This is a genomic window from Chelatococcus caeni (genome assembly GCF_014196925.1).
Taxonomy (GTDB): domain Bacteria; phylum Pseudomonadota; class Alphaproteobacteria; order Rhizobiales; family Beijerinckiaceae; genus Chelatococcus_A; species Chelatococcus_A caeni.
The window spans coordinates 184,091-206,890 of the sequence record NZ_JACIEN010000006.1 but is presented as its reverse complement, the minus strand read 5'-3'; the positions used below and the strand labels follow the sequence as shown (position 1 = coordinate 206,890).

21 protein-coding genes, 1 tRNA gene and 1 riboswitch are annotated in these 22,800 nt (G+C 69.7%); of the genes, 6 read left to right on the top strand and 16 right to left on the bottom strand.

The window, feature by feature from the left end; genetic code table 11:
• Positions 1-5: 5 nt before the first annotated feature.
• From GGR16_RS21115 to GGR16_RS21095, 5 genes are all read right to left on the bottom strand, one after another.
• Positions 6-179 (bottom strand): CbtB domain-containing protein, encoded by a 174-nt coding sequence (locus GGR16_RS21115; protein WP_071923186.1) that lies wholly within the window; start codon positions 177-179, stop codon positions 6-8.
• Between the two features lie 35 nt (positions 180-214).
• Positions 215-404: riboswitch (cobalamin riboswitch) on the bottom strand.
• Positions 405-468: 64 nt separating this feature from the next.
• Positions 469-882 (bottom strand): nucleoside diphosphate kinase regulator, encoded by a 414-nt coding sequence (gene rnk / locus GGR16_RS21110; RefSeq protein ID WP_019403783.1) that lies wholly within the window; start codon positions 880-882, stop codon positions 469-471.
• 375 nt (positions 883-1,257) lie between these two features.
• The gene (locus GGR16_RS21105) at positions 1,258-1,935 is read right to left on the bottom strand and encodes a hypothetical protein (RefSeq protein ID WP_183317963.1); all 678 of its coding nucleotides are present in this window, start codon (positions 1,933-1,935) and stop codon (positions 1,258-1,260) included.
• Positions 1,936-1,943: 8 nt separating this feature from the next.
• A complete protein-coding gene (locus GGR16_RS21100) occupies positions 1,944-3,305 on the bottom strand; it encodes an O-antigen ligase family protein (protein ID WP_183317961.1) in 1,362 nt (453 codons plus the stop codon).
• Positions 3,306-3,433: 128 nt separating this feature from the next.
• Positions 3,434-3,510, bottom strand: a tRNA-Arg gene (locus GGR16_RS21095).
• A gap of 20 nt (positions 3,511-3,530) precedes the next feature.
• Here GGR16_RS21095 and GGR16_RS21090 point away from each other — a divergent pair.
• Both GGR16_RS21090 and GGR16_RS21085 read left to right on the top strand, forming a co-directional pair.
• Positions 3,531-4,400, top strand: a complete 870-nt coding sequence (locus tag GGR16_RS21090) for a thermonuclease family protein (RefSeq protein ID WP_019403780.1) — start codon at positions 3,531-3,533, stop codon at positions 4,398-4,400.
• Positions 4,401-4,468: 68 nt separating this feature from the next.
• Positions 4,469-5,878, top strand: coding sequence for a M48 family metalloprotease (locus GGR16_RS21085; RefSeq protein ID WP_019403779.1), 1,410 nt, complete (start codon positions 4,469-4,471; stop codon positions 5,876-5,878).
• 218 nt (positions 5,879-6,096) lie between these two features.
• Here the strand turns inward: GGR16_RS21085 and GGR16_RS21080 are convergent, their stop codons facing one another.
• The 5 genes from GGR16_RS21080 to GGR16_RS21060 form a co-directional block, all read right to left on the bottom strand.
• A complete protein-coding gene (locus GGR16_RS21080) occupies positions 6,097-6,687 on the bottom strand; it encodes a CarD family transcriptional regulator (protein WP_019403778.1) in 591 nt (196 codons plus the stop codon).
• A 339-nt stretch (positions 6,688-7,026) separates the two neighbouring features.
• Positions 7,027-7,365, bottom strand: a complete 339-nt coding sequence (fdxA, locus tag GGR16_RS21075; RefSeq protein ID WP_019403777.1) for a ferredoxin FdxA — start codon at positions 7,363-7,365, stop codon at positions 7,027-7,029.
• A gap of 206 nt (positions 7,366-7,571) precedes the next feature.
• Positions 7,572-7,868 (bottom strand): RNA-binding S4 domain-containing protein, encoded by a 297-nt coding sequence (locus GGR16_RS21070; RefSeq protein WP_019403776.1) that lies wholly within the window; start codon positions 7,866-7,868, stop codon positions 7,572-7,574.
• 45 nt (positions 7,869-7,913) lie between these two features.
• Positions 7,914-11,123 (bottom strand): helicase-related protein, encoded by a 3,210-nt coding sequence (locus GGR16_RS21065; RefSeq protein WP_183317959.1) that lies wholly within the window; start codon positions 11,121-11,123, stop codon positions 7,914-7,916.
• A 568-nt stretch (positions 11,124-11,691) separates the two neighbouring features.
• Complete coding sequence (locus GGR16_RS21060) at positions 11,692-12,501, bottom strand: DUF3108 domain-containing protein (RefSeq protein WP_183317957.1); 810 nt, start codon at positions 12,499-12,501, stop codon at positions 11,692-11,694.
• Between the two features lie 340 nt (positions 12,502-12,841).
• On the opposite strand from GGR16_RS21060, the gene rpmB reads away from it, so the two are divergent.
• Together rpmB and GGR16_RS21050 are read left to right on the top strand one after the other, a co-directional pair.
• A complete protein-coding gene (rpmB, locus tag GGR16_RS21055; RefSeq protein WP_019403773.1) occupies positions 12,842-13,132 on the top strand; it encodes a 50S ribosomal protein L28 in 291 nt (96 codons plus the stop codon).
• An 83-nt stretch (positions 13,133-13,215) separates the two neighbouring features.
• Positions 13,216-13,839, top strand: a complete 624-nt coding sequence (locus GGR16_RS21050; RefSeq protein WP_019403772.1) for a queuosine precursor transporter — start codon at positions 13,216-13,218, stop codon at positions 13,837-13,839.
• 2 nt (positions 13,840-13,841) lie between these two features.
• On the opposite strand, the gene GGR16_RS21045 is transcribed toward GGR16_RS21050, so the two are convergent.
• The 4 genes from GGR16_RS21045 to GGR16_RS21030 form a co-directional block, all read right to left on the bottom strand.
• Positions 13,842-14,870: an esterase-like activity of phytase family protein gene (locus GGR16_RS21045; protein WP_183317954.1), complete on the bottom strand. Its 1,029-nt coding sequence runs from the start codon at positions 14,868-14,870 to the stop codon at positions 13,842-13,844.
• Positions 14,867-16,768 (bottom strand): cobaltochelatase subunit CobT, encoded by a 1,902-nt coding sequence (gene cobT / locus GGR16_RS21040; protein ID WP_183317952.1) that lies wholly within the window; start codon positions 16,766-16,768, stop codon positions 14,867-14,869. Before cobT ends, GGR16_RS21045 begins: the two co-directional genes overlap by 4 nt.
• Before the next feature lie 22 nt (positions 16,769-16,790).
• Positions 16,791-17,777, bottom strand: a complete 987-nt coding sequence (gene cobS, locus GGR16_RS21035) for a cobaltochelatase subunit CobS (protein WP_183317950.1) — start codon at positions 17,775-17,777, stop codon at positions 16,791-16,793.
• A 161-nt stretch (positions 17,778-17,938) separates the two neighbouring features.
• Positions 17,939-18,559, bottom strand: a complete 621-nt coding sequence (locus GGR16_RS21030; RefSeq protein WP_019403768.1) for a J domain-containing protein — start codon at positions 18,557-18,559, stop codon at positions 17,939-17,941.
• Positions 18,560-18,638: 79 nt separating this feature from the next.
• Between GGR16_RS21030 and GGR16_RS21025 the strand changes: the two genes are divergently transcribed.
• Positions 18,639-18,905 carry a BolA family protein gene (locus GGR16_RS21025; RefSeq protein ID WP_019403767.1) on the top strand — a complete coding sequence of 89 codons (267 nt, stop codon included), beginning with the start codon at positions 18,639-18,641 and terminating at the stop codon, positions 18,903-18,905.
• A gap of 114 nt (positions 18,906-19,019) precedes the next feature.
• On the opposite strand, the gene GGR16_RS21020 is transcribed toward GGR16_RS21025, so the two are convergent.
• Both GGR16_RS21020 and GGR16_RS21015 read right to left on the bottom strand, forming a co-directional pair.
• The gene (locus GGR16_RS21020) at positions 19,020-20,186 is read right to left on the bottom strand and encodes an acetyl-CoA acetyltransferase (RefSeq protein WP_019403766.1); all 1,167 of its coding nucleotides are present in this window, start codon (positions 20,184-20,186) and stop codon (positions 19,020-19,022) included.
• Between the two features lie 76 nt (positions 20,187-20,262).
• Positions 20,263-21,168, bottom strand: a complete 906-nt coding sequence (locus GGR16_RS21015) for a DMT family transporter (protein ID WP_183318090.1) — start codon at positions 21,166-21,168, stop codon at positions 20,263-20,265.
• A gap of 225 nt (positions 21,169-21,393) precedes the next feature.
• On the opposite strand from GGR16_RS21015, the gene GGR16_RS21010 reads away from it, so the two are divergent.
• On the top strand, positions 21,394-22,686 hold the full coding sequence (locus GGR16_RS21010) for a D-alanyl-D-alanine carboxypeptidase family protein (RefSeq protein WP_082312473.1): 1,293 nt from the start codon (positions 21,394-21,396) through the stop codon (positions 22,684-22,686).
• Positions 22,687-22,800 lie beyond the last annotated feature (114 nt).

Genomic DNA, 22,800 nt, shown 5'->3' with positions numbered 1-22,800 from the left:
GCCCGTCAGTGGCAGGGGAAGCTCAGGGCGTGGCGCGTGTCGTGCGCGGCGTCGTGGATGGTGTCGGGATGGGCGAAGCCCGTCACGAAGACGAGGCCCGTGCCGAGGACGAAGGCGAGAAGCGCCACCTTGAAGGCTTCGGCGCGGCTGGCAACGCGGGCGGTTGCGACTGCGGTCATCGTGCATCTCCCTGGCTGCCACACCCGGCAGCCTCACGCGTGGATCGGCGACGGCAGGTCTCCTGGCTTGCGGCTCTCGGCCCCGGGCCGCCTTCCCGGGACCCGTGGGTCCCAGTGGCATCCGGCCCGGCGCTTGCCGCCTACAGTTGCGGGGGCAGCCGCGGCTTTCGACCGCGTTCCCTTTTCACCTCGCGGGAGCGAGGCACCGTCACCGGCACATTACCGTTTCACGAGGCGCTTGCAATCACGCTTTTTGCCGAGCGTCACCGCCGAGGCGCCCGGTGGCGCCTCAGGACCGCTCCTCGACGGCGTGGACCTTGAGCTGCCGCCGCTCGCCGCCGCGCGTCTCCCACGAGATCGACTGTCCGGCGGCGAGGCCGATGAGCGCGACGCCGATGGGAGTCAGGATGGAGATGCGGCCGGCCGCGATATCGGCCTCACCGGGGTAGACGAGCTCGACCGTCTGCACCTTGCCGGTCACCTCATCCTCGAAGGTGACGCGCGAGCCCATGGCGACGACGGCGCTGCGCAGCTTGCCGGCTGGCAGGACCTTGGCCCGGTCGAGCTCGCCCAGGAGATTCTCGGCGACCTCCGGCTGGCGGTCGGCCGCGGCCTCGGCCAGCGCGTAGAGCCGGTCGAAATCCTCCTGCGAGACCGTGATGGGCGGGCGGCGCAAGGTGCGGCGCGAAGACACGGTGGACATGGGTAACCTCTCGATTGAGCGTTGGCGGCCCGGCACGGCCCCTTGCCGGGCAGGCCAGTTGCGGGAACGACCCCGGCGGCCCGAGGCGCCTGCGGGCCGGCCGCCGCGGCGCCTTGCCGCGTCATGGGGGTGATCGTCGTGCGATGCTGCTACAGGCCGGCATGCGCCGGCGGTCGTCGGGCCGGAGCCCGGCGGCTGCCCCGAGCCCGGGCAGCCAATGGCCACACCGCGCCCGGGGCTATGTTCCCGCGATAAGGGAACCCGCGCGAAGCAGGAAACGGCGCTGTGGCACGACCTTCAACATCATCATTCGAATATGGGTCTGGCCCGATCGGGTGTCAAACGGGCGGACCCGGAGCGGCCTGTGGAAGGCGTTCACTTCTCGGCGGCATCGAGCCGCGCGAGCTGGGTGGCGAACCATGCGCGCACCTCGCCGCCCGCCAAGTCACCCAGCGCCAGCGCGACCTTTTCGGCCCGCGGGTCCAGCGACGCGCGCGCGAGGATGCGCTGCATGCGGTGCCCCGACATCACGAGGACGGCGAAATCCGCCGCGATGCGCCTGCGCTCGTCCGGCGTGAGGGCGTCGAAGGCATCGAGGGCGAAGAGCACCCGCCGCTCCGCCATCCACGCCTCGAAAGGCATGGTGCGGATCGACAGGGCGAGGGCAGCCCTGCCCTGGTCGTCGAGGCGCCCCCCGGTCACATGGGTGGCAGCCAGTGCAAGCCAGGCATCGCCAGAACGGGGCGAGGCTCGCACGAGGCGCCGGCGCAGATCGGCGCAGGCCCCGCGCTGCCGCTCCGCCTCCTCGCCGCTCCGCCGCGCCACCAGCGCCAGCCACTCGCTGTCGCAGGCCAGTGCGGCAACGGCCAGAACCTCGCCCGATTCGACGCCGCCGACCGGTCCCGGAACCGGCGAATCAGCGATCGCGACACGCGGCAGCTGGCTTGCGCCGAACTCCGGCATGAAGGTTCCCGCCGCGCGGACCGCCCAACCGTGGGACCGCAGCATGACAAGGCCGGCGGTCACCAGCGCGACGGCCAGGACGAGGGCCATGGCGCGTCTCATCGCGCCTGCCCCGCGAGGGTGGGCAGAACGGCCGGCGCCGCAGCCAGGCGCGGGGCGGCCGCGAGGCCGCGAACCGCATCGCCGGCAGCCGCGAAGGTCAGCGCGAGCAGCGCCGTCGCGAAGCCGCGGCTCTCGATCAGCATGGCCTCGACCACATTCGCGCCGATCAGGAAGACGGCGACGGCGAAGGGCAGGTAGCGCAAGGCTCCGAGCCGTGCCACGTCCTCCCGCAAGACAAGGCGCAGGGACTGGCGAAGGAGAATGAAGAGGACGAAGAGGACGGCGAGGAGCCCGACAACGCCGAGGCCGACGAGAATATCCATGTAGCCGCTGTGCGGATTGACGAAATCGTAGCCGAACATCGCGGTGACGGCCGGCCGCAGCACCTGGTAGCCGGCGCTGAAGCCATAGCCGAGCCAGGGATTCTCACCCACGAGATCGATCAGCAGCACCCACAGCTGCCAGCGGCCCGTGAAGGTGAGGTCGCGCCCGAGCGCCGCGATACCGACCGATATGAGCGCCTCGGCCGCGATCAGCAGCGGAACGAGGAGGAAGATGCCGAGGACCAGCAGCACGCCGCGCAGGTTCCGCCCGGCCCCTTCGAGGAGGCGCAGCCCGGCCAAAGCGGCAACCCCGATGACGAGCGCCGCATAGCCGCCGGCCGATTCCGACCGTACGAGACAGAGGACGGCCACGGCGGCGACGGCAAGCCGCAGAACGAGCGGCCCGAGGGACGGCCCGGCGCAGAAGAGCCAGATGATGCAGGTGAGCGCCGCCGCCTGGCCGAGCAGCACGCGATGGTAGAAAACGCCCCGCCAGACGCCGGCATGGATGGATTCAAAGGCATCCGTGCGCTGGTGCAGCGCGTCTTCAGGCGTCATGAAGGCAAAGAGCGCGCTGGCGAGGATACCGATGGCGAGCACGATCGCGACCAGACGCAAGGTCTCCCGGGCGCCGAAATAGGCGACATAGCCGCAGCCGAGGACGAAGGTCGCCGTGCTGGCGAAGGTCTTCTGCAGCGTCACCCCCGGAAGCGGAGACCAGAAGGCCGACAGCGCCGCAAGTAGGAGAACCAGGAAGATGGGCCAGGCGCGCAGCAGCGAGGCTGCGAAGCGGCGCGGCGCCATCAGGCCGAAACAGAGGCCAAGGGCGTAGATGCCGATGAGCAGGCCGCGCAGCAGCGGCGAATAGATCTCGATGGCCTGCTCGAAGTCGATGCCGACGATCTGCGGCCGGAAGATGTCGAACAGCACGACAAGCGCCGCCACAGCCATCAGCCGGATAACGGCGGGCCTTGCAGCGACTTCCTCCTCCGCCGGGCGACGCAGCTGCGCCCTGCCGGTTCCCGCCTCGCTCATCCGCGGCGCCCCGCTGGCTCCAGAGGCGCGAGACTATCGCCCCTCGACGCAAATTGCCACGCATCCGCCACAGGTGGCGTCGGAGGCGCTGGCCCGTGTGCCGTCGGTGGGGTAACAAGGGAAAGTGATGGCGTCCCGGACAGGATTCGAACCTGTGACCTACGGTTTAGGAAACCGTTGCTCTATCCTGCTGAGCTACCGGGACAACCGCAGCCCCTTTAGCACATGATTCTCGAAATTGCAGCGCGGCAGATGCTTCATGTCGGGATCGCGGGCTCGCTCGCGGCCCTGCTCGCATCGACGTCGGTGGCTGCTGCGGCCTCCTGCGCCGGGCAGGCCGCCGGTCCCGTGCGCATCGCCGCCGTCACGCGGCACGGCGACCTCGGCCTCGATGACGGCCGCATGGTGCGGCTCGCCGGCATCCTGCTGCCGCAGGAGGGGCCGGCGGCCGAGGCTTGGCGTGGACGGCTTGCAACACTCGCCGGAGAAGATGTCGCGCTCGCCGCAATCGGGGCGGGAACGGACCGATGGGGCCGCAATGTTGCCTCAATTTTGGTCGGAAAGAACCTTTCGGCCGCTTGGGACGTTTTCCCACAACGCGCGTCGACCGACGCCGAAGGCGCATCCGATGTCATGATGCTCGAGGAGCTGTTGGTGCGGAACGGTTTGGCGCGTGTATGGCCGCAGTATGGCGTGAAGGATTGCATACCGGCTCTGCTCACGGCAGAGACAGAGGCGCGGCGCGAGGTGCGCGGGTTGTGGCGCGAAGCCGAGCATGCGGTGCGGCAGGCGGATGATCTCGAAGCGCTTGCGGCCCTCGCGGGACGCTTCGCCATCGTCGAGGGCATCGTCGTGAGTGTGGGCGAACGCTCGGCGCGCACCTATCTGAATTTCGGCCGGAGGTGGTCCGAGGACATGACGGTCACCGTGTCGAAACCGATCTGGCGGATCATGCGCGCGGCCGGGCTCACCGCAGCCTCGCTCGAGGGGCGCCGGGTGCGTGTGCGCGGGGTCGTCGAGCTTCGCGGCGGGCCGTTGATCGAGGTAACACGGGCGGAAGACGTAGAGCGTATCGAGGTGGCCGGGACGGAATGAGCAGGCTGAGCGACAGGGCAGGACGAATCGGGCCGGGACGCGCCGCGCGTCTCGCGGCCGGATTGTTCATGGCTTTTCTCCTGGCCGGCTGCGCCTTCGACGGCACCCGGCTGCCGGACACCGCGCCCCTGCCGCCAGCCGCGCCGCGGCTGACCGGCCTCGACCGGGCCGCGAGCCGCGAGCACCAGCAGCTCGTCTCCGCGCTCGGCGGCGAATATCGCAACGCCAGGGCCGAGCAGCTGCTGCAGCAGGTGGTGGCGAAGCTGACGCCGGCGAGCGACCGTCCGGCCGAGAGCTATCGTGTCACCATCCTCAACTCCCCGACCGTCAACGCCTTCGCCCTGCCGACGGGCAACGTCTACGTCACGCGCGGCCTGCTCGCTCTGTCCAACGACACGTCGGAGATCGCCGGCGTGCTCGCCCACGAGATCGCCCACGTCACCGCCCGCCATGCCGTTGCGCGCGCGGAGATGGAGCAGCGCTCCATGCTCGTGAGCCGCGTGGTCTCCGAGGTGCTGAACGACCCGGCAGCGAGCGAGCAGGTGCGCGACGAGACACGCCTGTCGATCGCCGGCTTCTCGCGCGCGCAGGAGCTCGAGGCGGACCGCATCGGCGTGCGCACCATCGCCAAGGCAGGCTACGACCCCTACGGCGCGGCGCGCTTCCTGGTCTCGCTGAGCCGCAACGCCGAGCTCAATGGCAGCTCGAGCCGGTCGGCCCAGGGCCAGAACTTCCTCTCCACCCATCCGACGACGCCGGAGCGCGTGTCCCAGGCCATCGCCGCGGCACGGCAGGCCGGCAGCGCCGCGGGGGCGGCGGACCGCAACACCTATCTCAACGCCATCAACGGCCTCGCCTATGGCGAGGATCCGGCCGACGGCGTCGTGCAGGGCCGCCGTTTCCAGCACCCGCGCCTCGGCATCACCTTCGCCGGGCCGGAGGGGTTCCAGCTCGACAATACCGCCCAGGCCGTCTTCGGCGTCTCGCCGGACGGGTCGCAGGCCCTGCGCCTTGACGCCGTCGAGCTGCCTCCGGCACAGAGTCTCAAGGATTTCCTCGCCTCCGGCTGGATCGAGGGAATGACGACCCAGAACATCGCCGAGACGACGATCAACGGCCTGCCGGCCGCGACGGGCACCACCGAGGGCAAGGAGTGGCACTTCCAGCTCGCGGCCATCCGCGTCGACAATGCCGTCTACCGCCTCGTCTATGCCTCGCGCGACAACAGCGCGGCCACGACCCGGGCCTTCCGCCAGACGCTCGCGAGCTTCCGCCGCCTCTCCTCGCACGAGATAGCGTCCATCCGCCCGCGCCGCATCGCCCTCGTCACGGCGCAGCCCGGCGATACGGCCGAGAGCCTCGCCAGCCGCATGTCGGCTCCCGACCGGCCGCTCGAACGCTTCCTCGTGCTCAACGGCCTCACCGCCGGCAAGCCGCTCACGCCCGGCTGGACCTACAAGATCATCACGGAAGAATGATCGGCGCCGTGACCTGAAGGCCGGGGGCTTCGCGGCCGGGTCGCGCGCCCGCGGAGGATGGCTGCCAGGCGCGGCGCGACGCGGCCGAACTCGTTTTCGAGCGAAGGGTGAAATTCCTCCGGCGCAGGCATGCCCGAGGCCGCGCCGTCAAGCTGGCCGACTGCCAGACAGCAAAAAGCCCGGCATCTCTGCCGGGCTCCTGCGTGAGCTGAAGGCGATCAGGCGGCTTCTTCCTGGACCTCTTCGGCGTCGAGGTCGGCGTCGGCCTCGGCCGGCGCCTTCGCCGCCCGCTTGGGCGACTTGGCGAGGCTGTCCTCGATGAGCTTCAGCGCCTCGGTCTCGGTGACGCGGTTGACAGCCGAGATCTCGCGCACCATCCGGTCGAGCGCGGCCTCATAGAGCTGGCGCTCGCTGTAGGACTGCTCGGGCTGCGCGTCGGAGCGGTGCAGGTCGCGCACCACCTCGGCGATGGCGATGAGATCGCCCGAATTGATCTTGGCCTCGTATTCCTGAGCGCGGCGCGACCACATCGTGCGCTTGATGCGCGCACGGCCGGTCAGCGTCTCCAGCGCCTTGTCGACGAGCGGCGTCTCGGCGAGCTTGCGCATGCCCACGCTCGCCGCCTTCGTGGTCGGCACGCGCAGGGTCATCTTGTCTTTCTCGAACGTGATGACGAACAGTTCCAGCTTGAAACCGGCGACCTCCTGCTCCTCGATGGCGACGATCTGGCCGACGCCATGAGCGGGATAGACGATGGATTCCCCCGTCTTGAAACCCTGACGCTGGGCGGTCTTCTTGGCATTCGTCATGATAGTGGTCGCCTCCTGATCGCACTCGCCTCGAAACGGACGATACGCCCCCCCACCGGGAAGGCTGATCCGCGGCGGTGGCACAACACCAGCGGGGCAGGAGGAACACCTCTGCCTCGCAAACCGATCTCAGTCGATGAACCCGTGTCGCGCAAAGACCCTGGACGCCTGCGAAGGGTATCGCAGGTCCGCTACTGACGTTCTCTGGCTGAACAAAGTACGGCGAAAACGACCGTGCCCATTGCGCTAACCGACTGTAGAACAACAACCTATCATAAAATGCAGTGAAAATCAAAGGTCTACCGCGCCGCACCCTTCAAACGGGCGCGGCAGGGGCGCTCAATCTCCCTCGCCCGGCTCGGGCGAAAAATACTTCTCGAGCTTGCCGGCGATGCCGTCGAACTCCTTGGCATCGGCCGGCGCCTCACGCTTCTGCGTGATGTTGGGCCATACCTTGGCGTAATCGGCGTTGAGCTTCAACCAGTTCTCGAGGGAGGGCTCGGTATCGGGCTTGATCGCCTCGGCGGGGCACTCCGGCTCGCACACGCCGCAATCGATGCACTCGTCCGGGTGGATGACGAGCATGTTCTCGCCTTCATAGAAACAGTCGACCGGGCAAACTTCGACGCAATCCATATACTTGCAACGAATGCAGTTGTCGGTGACGACGTAGGTCATCCGCTTCTCCTGCCGCCTGGTCCCGTGTTCAGAAGGCGGGCCCTAGCCCGTCCGTCAGTGCGAAAGCGCGCTCTACCCGCTCCGGGCCGGCAAAGCAAGCGACGTCTCGTCGCGCGCGACCGGCGAATGCCGCGCCTGCATCACAACGTCGCACACCAGCCCGTACCGTGACTTAAGGAGCCGGCGCGGATGACGCCAGAGCGCACTCATTCGCTGGGTGCAGGGCCGTCCTGCAAATTTTCGACATAGAGCGTGCGCGCTTCTGCCGCAGGCCCGCGGCGCGTGCCGAGCGCCACGACGGTGACCACGAAGGTCCCGTGCGCGAGGGCGATCGTGAGGACGTCGCCCTTGCCGATGCGGCGGGCGGGATCCTCCATGCGCCGGCCGTTGAGGCGCACGTGGCCGGCCATTACCAGCTTGGCGGCGAGCGTGCGGCTCTTGGCCATGCGCGCGTGCCACAGCCACTTGTCGAGACGCAGCCGCTCGGCTTCCTGCTCCGCCATGCACTCCGCCCGCGCGGGCGGCGGGGCTCGCGCCCCGCGGCGCCGCTACTTCTTGTCGTCCCGCGATTCCAGCTGCTGCTTGAGGGCGAGCAGCTTGGCGAAAGGCGAATTGGGATCGGGCGCCCGCTCGCTGCGCTGCTCGTGGCGGCGCTCGCCGCGTCCCTCTCCCGGCTTGCCGCGGCGCTGCCCGCCGTCGGCCCGCTTGTCCGCCGGCCGCCCGCCGCCCGGGGCACCGTTGCGCGGCTGGGCCGGGCGCATCGGCCCGCGCACCGCCGGAGCCTCCGGCCGTCCCGCTGCGCTTTCGCGCGGCGCCTCGCCCCGGCCATGGCGGCGGCCGCGCTTGTCCGCGCCCTGCCGCTGCGGGGCGTGATGGTGATGGCGATGCGGGCGCCATACCTCGATCAGGACCGGCTCGGCCGGATCGGCCGCAGCGGCCTCCTCCGGCCCAGCCTCCCGAGCGGCTGGCTCCTGCGAGGCCGGCTCCTGGGATGCCGGCTCCTGGGATGCCGATTCCACCGTGAGCTGCGGCCCGTCGGCGGGCGCTTCGGCCGGCACCTCGGTGGGGGCCGGCTCGGCAGCCTCGGCCTCGACAACGGTTTCGTTGGCGGCCTCCGGGGCAGCAGCCTGTGCCTCGGTGTCCTCGACCGCTCCTTCGCTCTCGGAAGGTGCGGCGTCAGCAGCCGCGGCCTCGCCTTCCGTTCCGGCGGGCTCGGCCGGTTCCGCGGCAGCGGCTTCGGCTCCACGCTCGGGCGGCGTCACCTGCCGGGGCGCCGGCACGAGCGGCACCGTGATGGCCGGGCCCGTGCGGCGGTCCATGACATAGCCGAGCGCCTTGAGGATCGACGAGAAGTCCTCGCCCGAGCAGCCGACGAGCGACGTCATGGCGACGGTGACGACGAAGGCGTCACCGTCGGCGGCGCCGGCCGGCGGCTCGCCGGGCGTCGTGCCGGGCCGGTAGGCGATGGCCGGGCGGATGAGATCGGCGAGGCGCTCGAGGATGTCGACGCGCACGGCCCGCTCGCCGCAGACGCGGAAGCCGGCGGCGCGATAGAGCGCCTTCGGCGCCTCGGCATCGACCGGGATCGAGGTGCGCCCCGAGGCGGCGAGATGGGGGATGTCGTCGAGCCCCTTGACGTCGAGGCCGCCGTGCTTGAGCGCCCACAGCTGGGCGGCGAGCGCCCGCGGCGCCGGCTTCAGGAGCTGGGGCAGGTAGAGATGATAGGCGCCGAAGCGCACGCCCATGCGCCTCAGGGCGCCGCGCTGCTCCTGGTCGAGGCCCTTCACCTCCTGCGCCACGCGCGCCCTGTCGAGCACGCCGAGGGATTCGGCGATCTGGAAGGCGATGCCGCGGGCGATGCCGTTGAGCTCGCTTGCCTCCTCCAACGCGATGAGCGGCCCGAGCAGCTTGGCGACATGCGCCTTGAGCCACAGCTCCAATCGCTGCTCGACCTTGTCGCGCGCCGGGCCGGTCAGATGCTCGTCGGAGAGGATGCGCAGGCGCGGGCCCAGCAGCTTCTCGCCCGGCACCAGCCGCGCCACGGCCTCGCCCATCCAGCGCACGACCCCGTCGTTCGCGAGCACGAACGTCTCGTCGCCGGCGTTGGCGAGGCGCTCGGCGCGCATCTCGATCTCGCCGGCCAGCGCCTTCTGCGCCGCGGCGCGCAGGGCCTTGGCTTCGGTGCCGTCCGCCTGCGGGTCCGCGGCGAACTGAAATCCGTGGAGCTGGCCCACGTGCTGGCCTTCGACCAGAACGTCCCCAGCGGCGGTGACTTCCGCTTCAAGCATCGCATTCTCTCTCAAACGCCGCATCAGGACGCTGGTGCGCCGGTCGACGAACCGGCTGGCCAGACGCTCGTGCAGCGCATCCGACAGCCTGTCCTCTACCTGACGGGTTCGCGCCTGCCAATGCTCGGGATCGGTCAACCAGTCGGGACGGTTGGCGACGAAGGTCCATGTGCGCACCTGTGCGATGCGTGCGGAGAGGGTGTCGATGTCGCCGTCGGTGCGGTCGACGAGGCCGACCTGACGGGCGAACCAGTCCTCCGCTAGCACGCCGTTGCTGACGAGATCGCGGTAAATCGTGACGACGAGGTCGGCATGAGCGGCCGATGCGACGCGCCGGTAGTCCGGCACCTGGCACACCTCCCACAGGCGCTCGACCGCCGCGCGCGAGCCGGCAAGGCGGCGCACCTCGGCATCGCGGGCGGCGATGTCGAGCGCCGCCTCGTCCTCGGCGGTCGGCGCGCGCGTCAGCCCTTCCTCGCGCGGCGGCGCGGCGAGGCTGCGCTGCAGGGCAGCCAGCGAGGCGAAGTCGAGATCCGGGTTGCGCCACTGCAGCATGCGCACCGGCTCGAAGGCATGGTCCTCGAGCGCCGTGACGAGCTCGGAATCGAAGGGCGGGCAGCGGCCCGTGGTGCCGAAGGTGCCATCACGCATGTGGCGCCCGGCGCGGCCGGCGATCTGGCCGAATTCGGCGGGTGTCAGCTGGCGGAAGCCGTAGCCGTCGAACTTCCTCTCGCTGGCGAAGGCGACATGGTCGACGTCGAGGTTGAGGCCCATGCCGATGGCGTCGGTGGCGACGAGATAGTCGACGTCGCCGGACTGGTAGAGCTCGACCTGGGCGTTGCGGGTGCGCGGGCTCAGGGCCCCGAGCACGACGGCCGCCCCGCCCTTCTGCCGGCGGATGAGCTCGGCGACGGCATAGACCTCCTCGGCCGAGAAGGCGACGACGGCCGAGCGGCGCGGCAGCCGCGTGATCTTCTTTTCGCCGGCATAGCTCAGCTGCGACAGGCGCGGCCGCGAGACGATGTTGGCGCCCGGCAGCAGCTTCTCGACCAGCGGACGCATGGTGGCCGCGCCGATGATGAGGGTCTCGGAGCGGCCGCGCTGGTTGAGCAGCCGGTCGGTGAAGACGTGGCCGCGGTCGAAGTCGCTGGCGAGCTGGATCTCGTCGATGGCGCAGAAGGCGACGTCGAGGTCGCGCGGCATGGCCTCGACCGTCGCCACCCAGTAGCGGGCGTTGAGCGGCTTGATCTTCTCCTCGCCTGTGACGAGCGCGACCTGATCGGCGCCGGCGCGCTCGACGAGGCGGCCGTAGACCTCCCGTGCCAGGAGGCGCAGCGGCAGGCCGATTACCCCGCTCTCGTGCGCCAGCATGCGCTCGATGGCGAGATGCGTCTTGCCCGTGTTGGTCGGCCCGAGCACGGCGGTGACCCCGCGGGCGCGCACGGAAGGCGGCAATGATCGAAGAAGCATGCGATCCCGATTACGACAAACGGCCCGGCGCCGCGAGGCTTTGCCCCGGCGCCCTCCTGTACCACAGCGGAACGCCCGCCCGCTCGCTTTTTAACGATGCGAACAGGCCGCGAACGAAGGGAGCCCGAATCGCTGACTCGTGGAGAATCAGGATTCGTTCGCTACGACATATGGTGGCCGCACCTGCCCTGCGCCACAAATGCCCGCCATCGAAGGTCCTGCCGCGGCGCGATGAAGCACGCGGAACGGTTAACGGGCAGAGGCTTCCTGCAGCCGGCGATCCTTAACGCGCCGGAGAGCCGTGAGCGTCCGGGACGTTAACGATCAGGCCGAAACGGGAACAGAGATGCGACGAATCACTGCGAAGGCGCCGTTCCCGATCCGGTCCCCACAAGATATTGTGGCCGCCTCCCGCAAGAGAGCACAAGCCGCCATCGGCGCCACGAGGGCACCACGGCCCGAGGGACGCCACGCGTTTACCGCGACGTGCTGAAATGGAACAGGAATCGGGGCCGCACGTATGCCTCGCTCGCAGAACCGTGAAGCGCCGGTCCCGCCCGCAACCGCCTCAGTTCTGGGCGCGCACCGGCGACATGTCCCGCCCAAGCGGGACGCCGTCCATGGTCAGGCTCGTCGCCTCGATCTCGCTGAGGCCGATGGGCGTGCGCACGGCGATGCGGTAGGGCATAAACAGGCGCGTGCCGGCGAGCGGCGCGAGCCACACCTGCATGTCCCTGTTCTCTTCCATGAACTTGGTCACCTTGCGGTTGGCGCGGTGCCCGGCGATGGCGGAATAGCGCACGTCGCAGACCGCGACAGGACCCTGATAGCCGTTGGCGTTCACCGTGCGCACCGTCCTCGGCGACAGGGTGACGTCGTAGCGGGCGGCCCCGTCGAAGATGGGCAGCGTGCGCCGGCAGGCGTTCGGGCCCGCGCTCGCGGCATTCGTCGGCGACAGCGTGGCCGAGACGGGCATCAAGAGGGCACTGACCGGATCGAGCACGTTGCGCCGATGCGCATCGGTGACGGCGATTCGGTCGGGGTGCGGCTCGATCTCCGGATTGACCTCGACGGCCTGGACGGCGCCGCCGGACATCGCCATGCGCACGGTGATGGATTTTTCGGAGCCCGCGGTGGTGATGGCGAAGGTGCCCGGGGCGGGACGGCTGCTGGCCACGCTCCCCGTCGCCGTGGCGGCGCCCTTGCCGCTGGTCATGACCCCGGCAAGGCCGGTGAGCTTGGCCCAGATCGAGAGGTCGTAGCGATCCCCGTCGATATCCGCCTTGACGGTGGCCACGCCGATCTTGAAGCCCATCAGCGAAATGTCGTATCTCGCCTCGACCGTGCCGGCCGCGGCCGGCGCCACGAAGGCTGCCAAGGCAAGGGACGCGCCCGCGGACGCGCGAAGACAGGCCATGCTCCAGCCGGAGCGGCCCAGCATGCGGGGAAGAGACTTCCACCGCGTCGATCGGTAGCGCGCCTGCATGTCGAACCCCGGATGCCCGCTCGTCCTTACTGGCCTGCGAATCAGTCCGAATCGTGGCGCTTCCTGCGCCATTTGGCGAGATGGGCGCGTTCACGTCCTTGACGAACACAGGCGAAGTCCACTATACACCCGCGACTTTCTCGGGACATGTGGTGCCCAGCCGCCGGCGACGGTTGCCGGTCATGGGGCTTTGCCTGGTCGGCGGCACCTGTAGCGTTGAGGACGAATAATCATGGCACGCCGTTGTGAACTGACGGGCAAGGCGGTTCTGACCGGCCACCTCGTGAGCCACTCGAACCGCAAGACCAAGCGCCGGTTCCTGCCGAACCTGTGCAACGTCACGCTGCAGTCGGATGCGCTCGGCCGCGCCGTTCGCCTGCGCATCGCCGCTGCCGCCCTGCGCTCGGTCGAGCACCGCGGCGGCCTCGATGCCTTCCTCGTCAAGGCCTCCGAGGGCGACCTGTCGCAGGGCGCCCGCGTGCTCAAGCGCGAGGTCGAGAAGAAGCTCGCCGCCGCCGAATAAGGCCGGCGCGCCAGTCTTCCTGCGGGCGGCTCACGGCCGCCCGTTTGCGTTTGGACGCCCGCGACTGGTGAGAGGAGCCGGCCATGGACCGTGATCGACGCCCCATCCTGCCGGCGCAGACGCGCCGCCTGTGGGCGCCGGTCACCGCCATGGCGCTGGTGGTGCTCGCCTCCAACGTCGCGGTGCAGCACCCCTTCACGCCCTGGGGCCTCGAGGATTACCTGACCTGGGGCGCCTTCACCTATCCGGTCGCCTTCCTCGTCACCGACCTGACCAACCGCCGCTATGGCGCCGCGACGGCGCGCCGCCTCGTCATCGTCGGCTTCGTGCTGGCGCTGGCGGCTTCCGTCGTCGCCGCGAGCCCGCGCATCGCCTTCGCGTCGGGCACCGCCTTCCTCGTCGGGCAACTGCTCGACATCGGCGTGTTCAACCGCCTGCGCCGGCTCGCGTGGTGGAAGGCGCCGCTGACCGGCAGCCTCCTCGGCTCGGCGCTCGACACGGCCCTGTTCTTCACGCTCGCCTTCGCGGGCGATGTGACCGATCTCGCCACCTATGGCGGCGGGCCGCTTTCGACGACCGTTCCCGTCTGGATCGGCTGGGCGGTGTGCGACTTCCTCGTCAAGGTCGTGATGGCGCTCGCCATGCTGGTGCCCTACGGTGCCCTCATGGGCCTCGTGCGGCCTGCGGTCGAGGCCCGCGCCTCTTGACACTAGGATGCCAGGGCGAATTCCAGCAGCAGCGTGCGCTGCATCATCGAGAAATTGTTGTCGGAGATGACGGTGAGGATGGTCTCGCCCGCGGCGCCGCGGCGCACGGCGAGCCCCTCCATGTTGTCGATCTCGTAGCCGTTGTCCGCCTCGATGAGCGCCGTGCCGTCGAGGACGGCGCCCGGCACGAGCGCCCGTCCCTCGATGTGCCGGATGCGCATGCCGATGCTGAAGGGCGGCACGTAGCGCCGCTCCAGCACGATCAGATCGCCGCCGGGCAGGAAGGCGAGATCCGTCACGTCGAAGCCGTCCCGCCGGCCGAACGCGAACCGGCCGGGCCGCCGCCCGCCGATGATGAAGCCGGCCGTCTCGTCCTCGCCCGAGCGCTCGGCAATGGCGACGATGGCACCGGCGACGGGGCTGCCGCGCGGCGCGACGCCGATGGCCTCGAGCCCGCGGTTGCGGGGCAGGCGACGTGCCTCGTCCGGCACGGCAACACGCTCGGCGCGTGCCGCGACGCCCGACCGGGCCCAGTCGAACTTCAGGATCTGGTGCACGCGCTCGACGCCGACATAGGCGGTGCCGCCGGCGATCGTGAGGCTCTCGGTGTCGTAAGCCGAGGTTGCCGCCAGCGGCACGCCGTTGCCGGCGAGCATCGGCGCCATCACCACCTCGGCGAGGCCGACGAGGCGATCGCCCTGGCGCTCCGGCCGGGCGACGAGCCACTCGGCCGCATCGGAGATCGCGACGAGCCGGCCGTCGTCCGCGAAGGCGAGGCCGGAAAAGCCGCCGAACCCTTCATAGCCCGCCTTGAGCTGCAGCCCGCCGCGAAAGACGAGCGCCCCGAAGCGCTGGCGGCCGGGATCGCCCGGACGGAAGGCGTCGATGCGGCGCGCCTCGACATTGAGGCGCACCGGCCCGTCCGGCACCGGCGGGCGGGCATTGACGCGGTGCAGCCCGAAGGCGGCGAGGCCCGCGGCCGCCAGCCCGCCCCCGAGGAGGGCGCGGCGCGTCGGCCGTGGCCATCTCATGCGTGGAGGCGCTGGCGCCGGCCGGCGACGGGTGCGGCACGGCTCGCCGTCTCGTCGAACAGCTCGGCGAGCTTCTCGGTCATCACGCCGCCGAGTTCCTCGGCATCGACGATGGTGACCGCCCGGCGGTAGTAGCGGGTGACGTCGTGGCCGATGCCGATGGCGATGAGCTCGACGGGCGAGCGCTCCTCGATCTCGGCAATGACGTGGCGCAGGTGGCGCTCGAGATAGTTGCCCGGATTGACGGATAGGGTCGAATCGTCGACCGGCGCGCCATCCGAGATCACCATCATGATGCGCCGCTGCTCGGGCCGCGCCAGGAGGCGCTTGTGCGCCCAGTCCAGCGCCTCGCCGTCGATGTTCTCCTTGAGGAGGCCCTCGCGCATCATCAGGCCGAGGTTGCGCCGGGCGCGGCGCCAGGGCGCGTCGGCCGCCTTGTAGACGATGTGGCGCAGGTCGTTGAGGCGGCCGGGGTTGCCCGGCTTGCCCGACTGCAGCCACAGCTCGCGCGACTGCCCACCCTTCCAGGCACGCGTCGTGAAGCCGAGGATCTCCACCTTGACGCCGCAGCGCTCCAACGTGCGGGCGAGGACGTCGGCGCAGGTTGCGGCCACCGTGATCGGCCGCCCGCGCATGGAGCCCGAATTGTCGATGAGCAGGCTCACCACCGTGTCGCGGAAGTCGGTGTCCTTCTCGCGCTTGAAGGAGAGCGGCTGGAAGGGGTCCGTCACCACGCGCGGCAGGCGCGCGGGGTCGAGCATGCCCTCCTCGAGGTCGAATTCCCAGGCGCGGTTCTGCTGGGCGAGAAGGCGCCGCTGCAGGCGGTTGGCGAGACGCGCCACGACGCCCTGCAGATTGGCGAGCTGCTTGTCGAGATAGCCGCGCAGCCGCGCCAGCTCCTCGGCATCGCAGAGCTCCTCGGCGGCAACCGTCTCGTCGAAGCGCGTCGAGAAGGCCTTGTACTCGGGGCCGCGCGGCTCGTTGGACAGCGATGTCGGCGGGCGGCGGGATTCACCGGCATCATCCGCCTCCGAGACGTCGGCATCGTCGGGCATCTCGCCGGAGGGCGCCTCGGCGGCCTCGCTCATGCCCTCCTCGAGCTCCTGCATGGCCTCGGCGGCGCTCTCCGATTCGCCGCCCTCGTCCTGCGACTGGCGCTCGCCCTCGCCCTCGTTCTCGTCCTGCTGCTGGTCGGACTTGTCCTCGCTGTCGTCGTCCGCCTCGTCCTCGGCGTCGAGGTCCGTCTCGTCGGCCATGTCCAGGCTGACGAGGATGTCGCGCACGCCGCGGGCGAACAGGCGCTGGTCCTCCACCGAGGACGCCAGCCTGTCGAGCTCGCGGCTCGCCTTGTCCTCCACCACGTCGCGCCAGATGTCGACCAGCTTGCGCGCGGACGGCGGCGGGCGCTGGCCGGTCAGCCGCTCGCGCACGATCATGGCGACGGCCTCCTCGATGGGCGCGTCGCTGCGATCGGCGACGTCCTGCATGTTGGCGCGGTGGCAGCGGTCCTCGAGCATCGCCGTGAGATTGGCGGCGACGCCGCTCATGCGCCGCGCGCCGATGGCCTCGACACGCGCCTGCTCGACGGCATCGAACAGCGCCCGCGCAGCCTGCCCGTCCGGGGCGAAGCGGCGGTGCACGGCCTCGTCGTGGCAGGCGAGCCGGAGCGCCATGGCATCGGCGTGGCCACGCAGGATGGCGGCATCCGCCTCGCTCATGCGGCGCGGAGGCTCGGGCAGGCGGGCACGCTCGCCGACGAGCGCCGGCCGGTCGACGGCGAAGGCGACATCGAGCTCCGGCCGGCGGGAGATGGCCCGCATCGTGCCGGCGACGGCGCGTTTCAGCGGCTCGCTCGGCCCCTCCTTCGAGGTGGCGGGCTTGCGGTTCGAGATGCTCACGGCGCTGCCCTCTCGCCTCCCGTCAGCTCAGGGCGACGTTGACGGCCGATTCCGGCAGGTCCTTGCCGAAGCAGCGCTGGTAGAACTCCGCCACCAGCGGCCGCTCCAGCTCGTCACACTTGTTGAGGAAGGTGACGCGGAAGGCGAAGCCGATGTCGTCGAAGATGTCCGCGTTCTCGGCCCAGGTGATGACCGTGCGCGGGCTCATGACCGTCGACAGGTCGCCATTGATGAAGGCGTTGCGCGTCAAGTCCGCCAGCCGCACCATCTTGTTGACGATGTCGCGACCCTCACCGCTCTGGTAGTGCTTGGCCTTGGCGAGGACGATCGCCACTTCCTTGTCGTGCGGCAGGTAGTTGAGCGTCGTCACGATCGACCAGCGGTCCATCTGGCCCTGGTTGATCTGCTGCGTGCCGTGGTAGAGGCCCGAGGTGTCGCCGAGGCCGATGGTATTGGCCGTGGAGAACAGGCGGAAGGCCGGGTGCGGGCGGATGACGCGCTTCTGGTCGAGCAGCGTCAGCTTGCCGGATAATTCCAGCACGCGCTGGATGACGAACATCACGTCCGGGCGGCCGGCGTCATATTCGTCGAAGACGAGGGCGACGTTGTGCTGCAGCGCCCAGGGCAGGATGCCGTCCTGGAATTCGGTGACCTGCTTGCCTTCCTTGAGCACGATCGCGTCCTTGCCGACGAGATCGACGCGGCTGACATGGCTGTCGAGATTGATGCGCACGCAGGGCCAGTTGAGGCGCGCCGCGACCTGCTCGATATGCGTCGACTTGCCGGTGCCGTGATAGCCGGTGACCATGACACGGCGGTTGCGGGCAAAGCCCGCGAGGATGGCGAGCGTCGTCTCCCGGTCGAAGAGATAGTCGGGATCGAGGTCGGGAACGTGTTCTTCGGGCGTCGAATAGGCCGGCACCTCGAGATCGGTGTCGATGCCGAAAACCTGCCGCACGGACAGCTTCATGTCGGGCAGGTTCGCACCCGTTTCAGTGGTCGCTTGCATGGCTCCTCACAATCGGCGGGACTTCCCGCCGTGTCGCGGCAGAGTTTCACCGCCTCCGCCCGCGGGCAAGCCCAAATATATCGATATTGCACTCGATATAGGCTCGCGCCGGCGCGCACAAATCACCATGCGTCATCATGACCATCACGACGACAGGTGGTTCAGCACAATCCGACCGTCTTCAGGGTGTTGTAGGCGCGGATGATCTCCTGCAGCCGCGCCTCGAAGGACCGGTCGCCGCCGTTGGCGTCGGGGTGAAAACGTTTCACCAGCTGCTTGTAGCGCGCCTTGATGGCAGGCGCATCGGCCGTCTCGTCGAGCCCGAGGGTGTCGAGCGCCTGGGCAGCCGGCGCGGACAGGCGCCGGGCCGGCTCGGTGCGGCGGGTCGTGCCCTGCGCCTCGCGCGCGCCGGCGAAGAAGTCGAACGGATCGACCACCTCCGCCTCGTCCTCGGCCTTGGCATAGGCGGCGGAGCGCATGCGCGCGGCGCCATTGACGCCCATCTTCCACGTCGGCCGATGGCCGATGACCGAATCCTTCTGGTAGGCGGCGACGGCATCCTCGCTCATGCCGGAAAAGTAGTTGTAGGACTGGTTGTAGGCGCGCACATGCTCGAGGCAGAAGCGGAAGTACTGGCCCTCCTGCCCGCGCCCCTTCGGCGCCCGATGCAGGCCGAGGCCCGTGCAGCCCGGATGCTCGCACGCCGGCTCGTCGCGACGCGTCGTCTCCTCCGCCGCGGGGCGGACACGGATGCGGTCGAAGAGGGGCGAGTTGAGATTCATGGCTCAGAGCTTATGTGAGACGCGGTTATCAGAACAAGTGCCGCGGAGACACAGCGGCGTTGCAATGCAGGGTTCACTCATGGGCATGAAGGACGCCATCGGCGCCAAACTCACGGCGGGGCTCGCCCCCACCCACCTCACGGTCACGGACGAATCGGACAACCACATCGGCCATTCCGGCTGGCGCGAGGGTGGCGAGACGCATTTCCGTGTCGATATCACCTCCCCGGCCTTCGCCGGCAAGAGCCGCGTCGAACGCCACCGCATGGTCAACGCCCTGCTCGCCGAGGAGTTCGCCAAGGGCATGCACGCGCTGGCCGTGACCACGCGGGCGCCGGGGGAATGATCCTCGGCAGAACATCTTCGGCTTCGGCGGGAAGTCGCCCACAGGATATGGGCATCGGCCCCTGGAATGCAAAGGGGCGCCCGAGGCGCCCCTGACCGCCGGCAGGCGATGCCGTTACTTGATGCGCTCGAGCACCGAGACATAGTTGGCGACCGCCGCCCCGCCCATGTTGAAGATGCCGGCGAGGGTTGCGCCAGGCACCTGGATGCCCCCGGCCTCGCCGCACAGCTGCATGGCGGAGAGCGCGTGCATGGAGACGCCCGTCGCGCCGATGGGATGGCCCTTGGCCTTGAGGCCGCCGGAGGGATTGACCGGCAGGCGCCCGCCCTTCTCCGTCCAGCCTTCCTTGATGGCCCGAGCACCCTCGCCCTCGGGCACGAGGCCCATGGCCTCGTATTCGATGAGCTCGGCGATGGTGAAGCAGTCGTGCGTCTCGACGAAGGACAGGTCGTCGAGCGTCAGGCCGGCGCGATCGAGCGCCTCGCCCCAAGCCCTGGTGCAGCCCTCGAACTTCAGGATGTCGCGGCGCGACAGGGGCAGGAAGTCCTGTGCATGGGCCGTGCCGCGGAAGGCCACGGCCCGGCGCATCCTCAAGGCCGTCTCGATGTCGGCGAGGACGATGGCGGCCGCGCCGTCGGAGACGAGCGAGCAGTCGGTGCGCTTCAGCGGCCCGGCGACGATGGGGTTCTTCTCGCTCTCGGCGCGGCAGAAGTCGAAGCCGAGATCCTTGCGCATCTGGGCATAAGGATTGTCGACGCCGTTCTTGTGGTTCTTGGCCGCAATCATGGCGAGCGCGTCGGACTGGTCGCCGTGGCGCTGGAAATAGGCACCGGCGATCTTGCCGAAGACGCCGGCGAAGCCGCCGGTGATGTCGCCCTCCTCCTTGAGATAGGAGGCCTTGAGCAGGTTCTTGCCGATCTCGGGCCCGGGCGTCGTCGTCATCTGCTCGACGCCGACGACGAGCACGACGCGCGCATCGCGGGCGGCGATGGTCTTGAGGCCCTGATGGACGGCGGCCGAGCCGGTGGCGCAGGCGTTCTCGACGCGCGTCGCCGGCTTGAAGCGGAACGCGGGATCGGCCTGCAGCACGAGCGAGGCCGTGAAGTCCTGCTGCGAGAAGCCGCCGTTGAAATGGCCGAGCACGATCTCGTCGACATCGTCGGCGCCGATGCCGGCATGGGCGAGCGCCTCGTTGGCGACGCGGACGATGAGGCTCTCGACGCTCTCGGTGTCGAGCTTGCCGAACGGCGTGTGGGCCCAGCCGACGATTGCCGCGGTCATTTCTGTCATCCTCCCATCATTGTGCGGCGCACTGTGCACCCGCCTATGACGGGTCGCAACCCGATTATCGCTCATATCACTGTGCGGCGAAGAGCATGGCGACGCCGAGGCAGACGAGGAGCATGCCGGCGATCTCGCGCCGCGACGCCGACTGGGCGAAGAGGCGCCGCGCCGCGATCTGGGCGAAGAACACCTCGACGAGGGCGAGGGTGCGCACGTTGGCTGCACTCGTGAGCGAGAAGCCGACGAACCAGAACTGCGAGGCGAGCGCGCCCATGAAGCCGGCAAAGAGCGACGGCCGCCAGGCCCGGAAGCTGCCGATGAGCGCGCCCCTGTCGAAGAGGGCGAGATAGGCGAGGAGCACCAGCGTCTGGATGCCGAGCCCGAAGACGAGCGTCGTCGTCGCCCGCACCAGGAACGAGCCTTCCGGCAGGGCGAGGATGGCGCCGCGGAAGCCGATGGCGGCGAGCGCGAAACACGCGCCGGAGGCGATGCCGGCGAGCGCCGGCCCGCCGCGGGCAAGGGAGGTGAGGCGGCTGCCCGGCTTCACCGACATCATGACGACGCCGAGCGTCGCGACGACGACCGCGCCGGCGCCGAGCAAGGTCAGCCGGTCGCCGAGGACGATGAGGCCGAAGAGGGCGACCTGCACCGGCTCGCTCTTGGTATAGGCGATGGTGACGGCGAAGCCCTCGCGGCGCATGGCGGCGAGCATGAGCGCCGTCGCCGCGATCTGGGCCAGCGCCCCGCCCGTGACAAAGGCGAGGAAGCCCGCGCCCGGCGCCGGCACAACCTCCCCCGTCACGACGGTGACGAGCGCGAGGAAGAGAAGGGCGAAAGGAAAGCCGTAGAGAAAGCGCACCTGCGTCGCGCCGACCGTGCCGAGCACATCGGTCAGGCTGCGCTGCATGGCGTTGCGCAGGGTCTGCGCGGCCGCGGCCGCGATGGTGGCGGGGATCCACAGAAGGGCTGTGACCACGATGGACGTCCGGTGATACGGGGTGTGGAAGACGCCACCGTCCGCCCGGACGCTGCCGCAATTGCTGTCTACAGGCGGCTGCGACCCTATGCAAATCAGACGATACAGGTTACGACTGACCAGCGAAAACGCTTGCCTTCCGGGTTTGAAAGCCCGGGAGGACTGCTTCGGGCCGCATCGCACCACGGTGTCGGCCATGCGCCGGCAGGCGACCCGGACAGGTTCGACATGACATCCGCTCTCTTCTCGCGAACGGCTGCACCTCTTTTTTCCGGCCTTGCGGCACTCTTTTTCTCGGCGTCCATGGCGCTCGCCGCGCCCGCCATCGTGGTGGATGCCAGTTCCGGCCGCGTGCTGCACGCGGAGGATGCGACGCTCGCCTGGTATCCGGCCTCGATCACCAAGCTGATGACGACCTATGTCGTGCTCAGTGAGATCCGCGCCGGGCGCGTCACCTTCGAGACGCCGCTGGCGGTGAGCGCGACGGCCACGGCCGTCATCCCCTCCAAGATGGGCTTCAAGCCGGGCACCGAGGTGACGGTCGACAACGCCCTCAAGATGATCATGGTCAAGTCAGCCAACGACATGGCCGTGGCGCTCGCGGAGGGGGTCGGCGGCTCGGTCGAGAACTTCGCCGGCATGATGAATGCCTCCGCCAGCCGGCTCGGCATGCACGACAGCTATTTCGTCAACCCGCACGGCCTGCCCGACGAGCGCCAGCGCACGAGCGCCCGCGACATGGCCGTGCTGGCCCGGGCGCTGCTGACGGAATTTCCGCAGTACAAGGATTATTTCGGCATCGGGGCGATCCGCTTCGGCAAGCGCATCATGCGCAACACCAACGGCCTCATCGGCCGCTATCCGGGCGCCGACGGCATGAAGACCGGCTTCATCTGCGCCTCGGGCTTCAACGTGGTCGCCACGGCGACGCGGGGCGGGCGCACCCTCATCACCGTGGTGCTCGGCGCGCACAATGCCACCGAGCGTACGATCCGCGCCGCGGCGCTCTTCGACAAGGGCTTCGCCAGCGCCGGCTGGGGCGGCTCGAGCCTGGAGGCCATGCCCGCCTCCTACACGTCCCCGCCCGACATGCGCGAGGCGGTATGCGGCCGCAACCGCGGCACGGTCGGCGAGGATGGCGACGAGATCCAGCCGGTCGAGGCGAACGCCGGCCTGTTCAATATCTTCTCGCCCTCCCCCGGCCTCTCCAAGGTCATGGGCGACAAGCCGGGCACGCTCGGGCCGCGGGAGCCGACGACGCCCATCGACGTCTATGTCGGCCGCGCCCCGGGCTCCAAAGCAGCCCCGGCCGCCGTCGCCGCGACGCCGCCGGCCGCGACGCCGACCGCCGCCCGCGCCTTCGCGCCGCAGGAGGCCGAGGGCACCACGCTCAGCGGCAGTGGGCCGATGGTGCTGCAGGGCGCCGTGCGACCGCCGCCGCGCCCCGCCATCAAGACGAAGGCCCCTGCGAAAAAGGCCGTGCAGAAGACACCGCCGGCCCGGAAGGTGAGCGGCAATTAGCGGCCCGACCGGTCGCGCGCAGGCAGCGCTCGCCCGGTCTTGCGCTTGTCCATCGCGCGACAAATGTAATAGTAGAACATTGCCGCCGGCGCAGGGCCGGCGGCGTGGAATGTT

What these genes read in the sequence shown, in the direction of transcription:
- GGR16_RS21115 (WP_071923186.1), bottom strand. Translation starts at nt 179, where the DNA reads ATGACCGCAGTCGCAACCGCCCGCGTTGCCAGCCGCGCCGAAGCCTTC.
- rnk (WP_019403783.1), bottom strand. Translation starts at nt 882, where the DNA reads ATGTCCACCGTGTCTTCGCGCCGCACCTTGCGCCGCCCGCCCATCACG.
- GGR16_RS21105 (WP_183317963.1), bottom strand. Translation starts at nt 1,935, where the DNA reads ATGGCCCTCGTCCTGGCCGTCGCGCTGGTGACCGCCGGCCTTGTCATG.
- GGR16_RS21100 (WP_183317961.1), bottom strand. Translation starts at nt 3,305, where the DNA reads ATGAGCGAGGCGGGAACCGGCAGGGCGCAGCTGCGTCGCCCGGCGGAG.
- GGR16_RS21090 (WP_019403780.1), top strand. Translation starts at nt 3,531, where the DNA reads ATGATTCTCGAAATTGCAGCGCGGCAGATGCTTCATGTCGGGATCGCG.
- GGR16_RS21085 (WP_019403779.1), top strand. Translation starts at nt 4,469, where the DNA reads ATGGCTTTTCTCCTGGCCGGCTGCGCCTTCGACGGCACCCGGCTGCCG.
- GGR16_RS21080 (WP_019403778.1), bottom strand. Translation starts at nt 6,687, where the DNA reads ATGACGAATGCCAAGAAGACCGCCCAGCGTCAGGGTTTCAAGACGGGG.
- fdxA (WP_019403777.1), bottom strand. Translation starts at nt 7,365, where the DNA reads ATGACCTACGTCGTCACCGACAACTGCATTCGTTGCAAGTATATGGAT.
- GGR16_RS21070 (WP_019403776.1), bottom strand. Translation starts at nt 7,868, where the DNA reads ATGGCGGAGCAGGAAGCCGAGCGGCTGCGTCTCGACAAGTGGCTGTGG.
- GGR16_RS21065 (WP_183317959.1), bottom strand. Translation starts at nt 11,123, where the DNA reads ATGCTTCTTCGATCATTGCCGCCTTCCGTGCGCGCCCGCGGGGTCACC.
- rpmB (WP_019403773.1), top strand. Translation starts at nt 12,842, where the DNA reads ATGGCACGCCGTTGTGAACTGACGGGCAAGGCGGTTCTGACCGGCCAC.
- GGR16_RS21050 (WP_019403772.1), top strand. Translation starts at nt 13,216, where the DNA reads ATGGACCGTGATCGACGCCCCATCCTGCCGGCGCAGACGCGCCGCCTG.
- GGR16_RS21045 (WP_183317954.1), bottom strand. Translation starts at nt 14,870, where the DNA reads ATGAGATGGCCACGGCCGACGCGCCGCGCCCTCCTCGGGGGCGGGCTG.
- cobS (WP_183317950.1), bottom strand. Translation starts at nt 17,777, where the DNA reads ATGCAAGCGACCACTGAAACGGGTGCGAACCTGCCCGACATGAAGCTG.
- GGR16_RS21030 (WP_019403768.1), bottom strand. Translation starts at nt 18,559, where the DNA reads ATGAATCTCAACTCGCCCCTCTTCGACCGCATCCGTGTCCGCCCCGCG.
- GGR16_RS21025 (WP_019403767.1), top strand. Translation starts at nt 18,639, where the DNA reads ATGGGCATGAAGGACGCCATCGGCGCCAAACTCACGGCGGGGCTCGCC.
- GGR16_RS21020 (WP_019403766.1), bottom strand. Translation starts at nt 20,186, where the DNA reads ATGACCGCGGCAATCGTCGGCTGGGCCCACACGCCGTTCGGCAAGCTC.
- GGR16_RS21010 (WP_082312473.1), top strand. Translation starts at nt 21,394, where the DNA reads ATGACATCCGCTCTCTTCTCGCGAACGGCTGCACCTCTTTTTTCCGGC.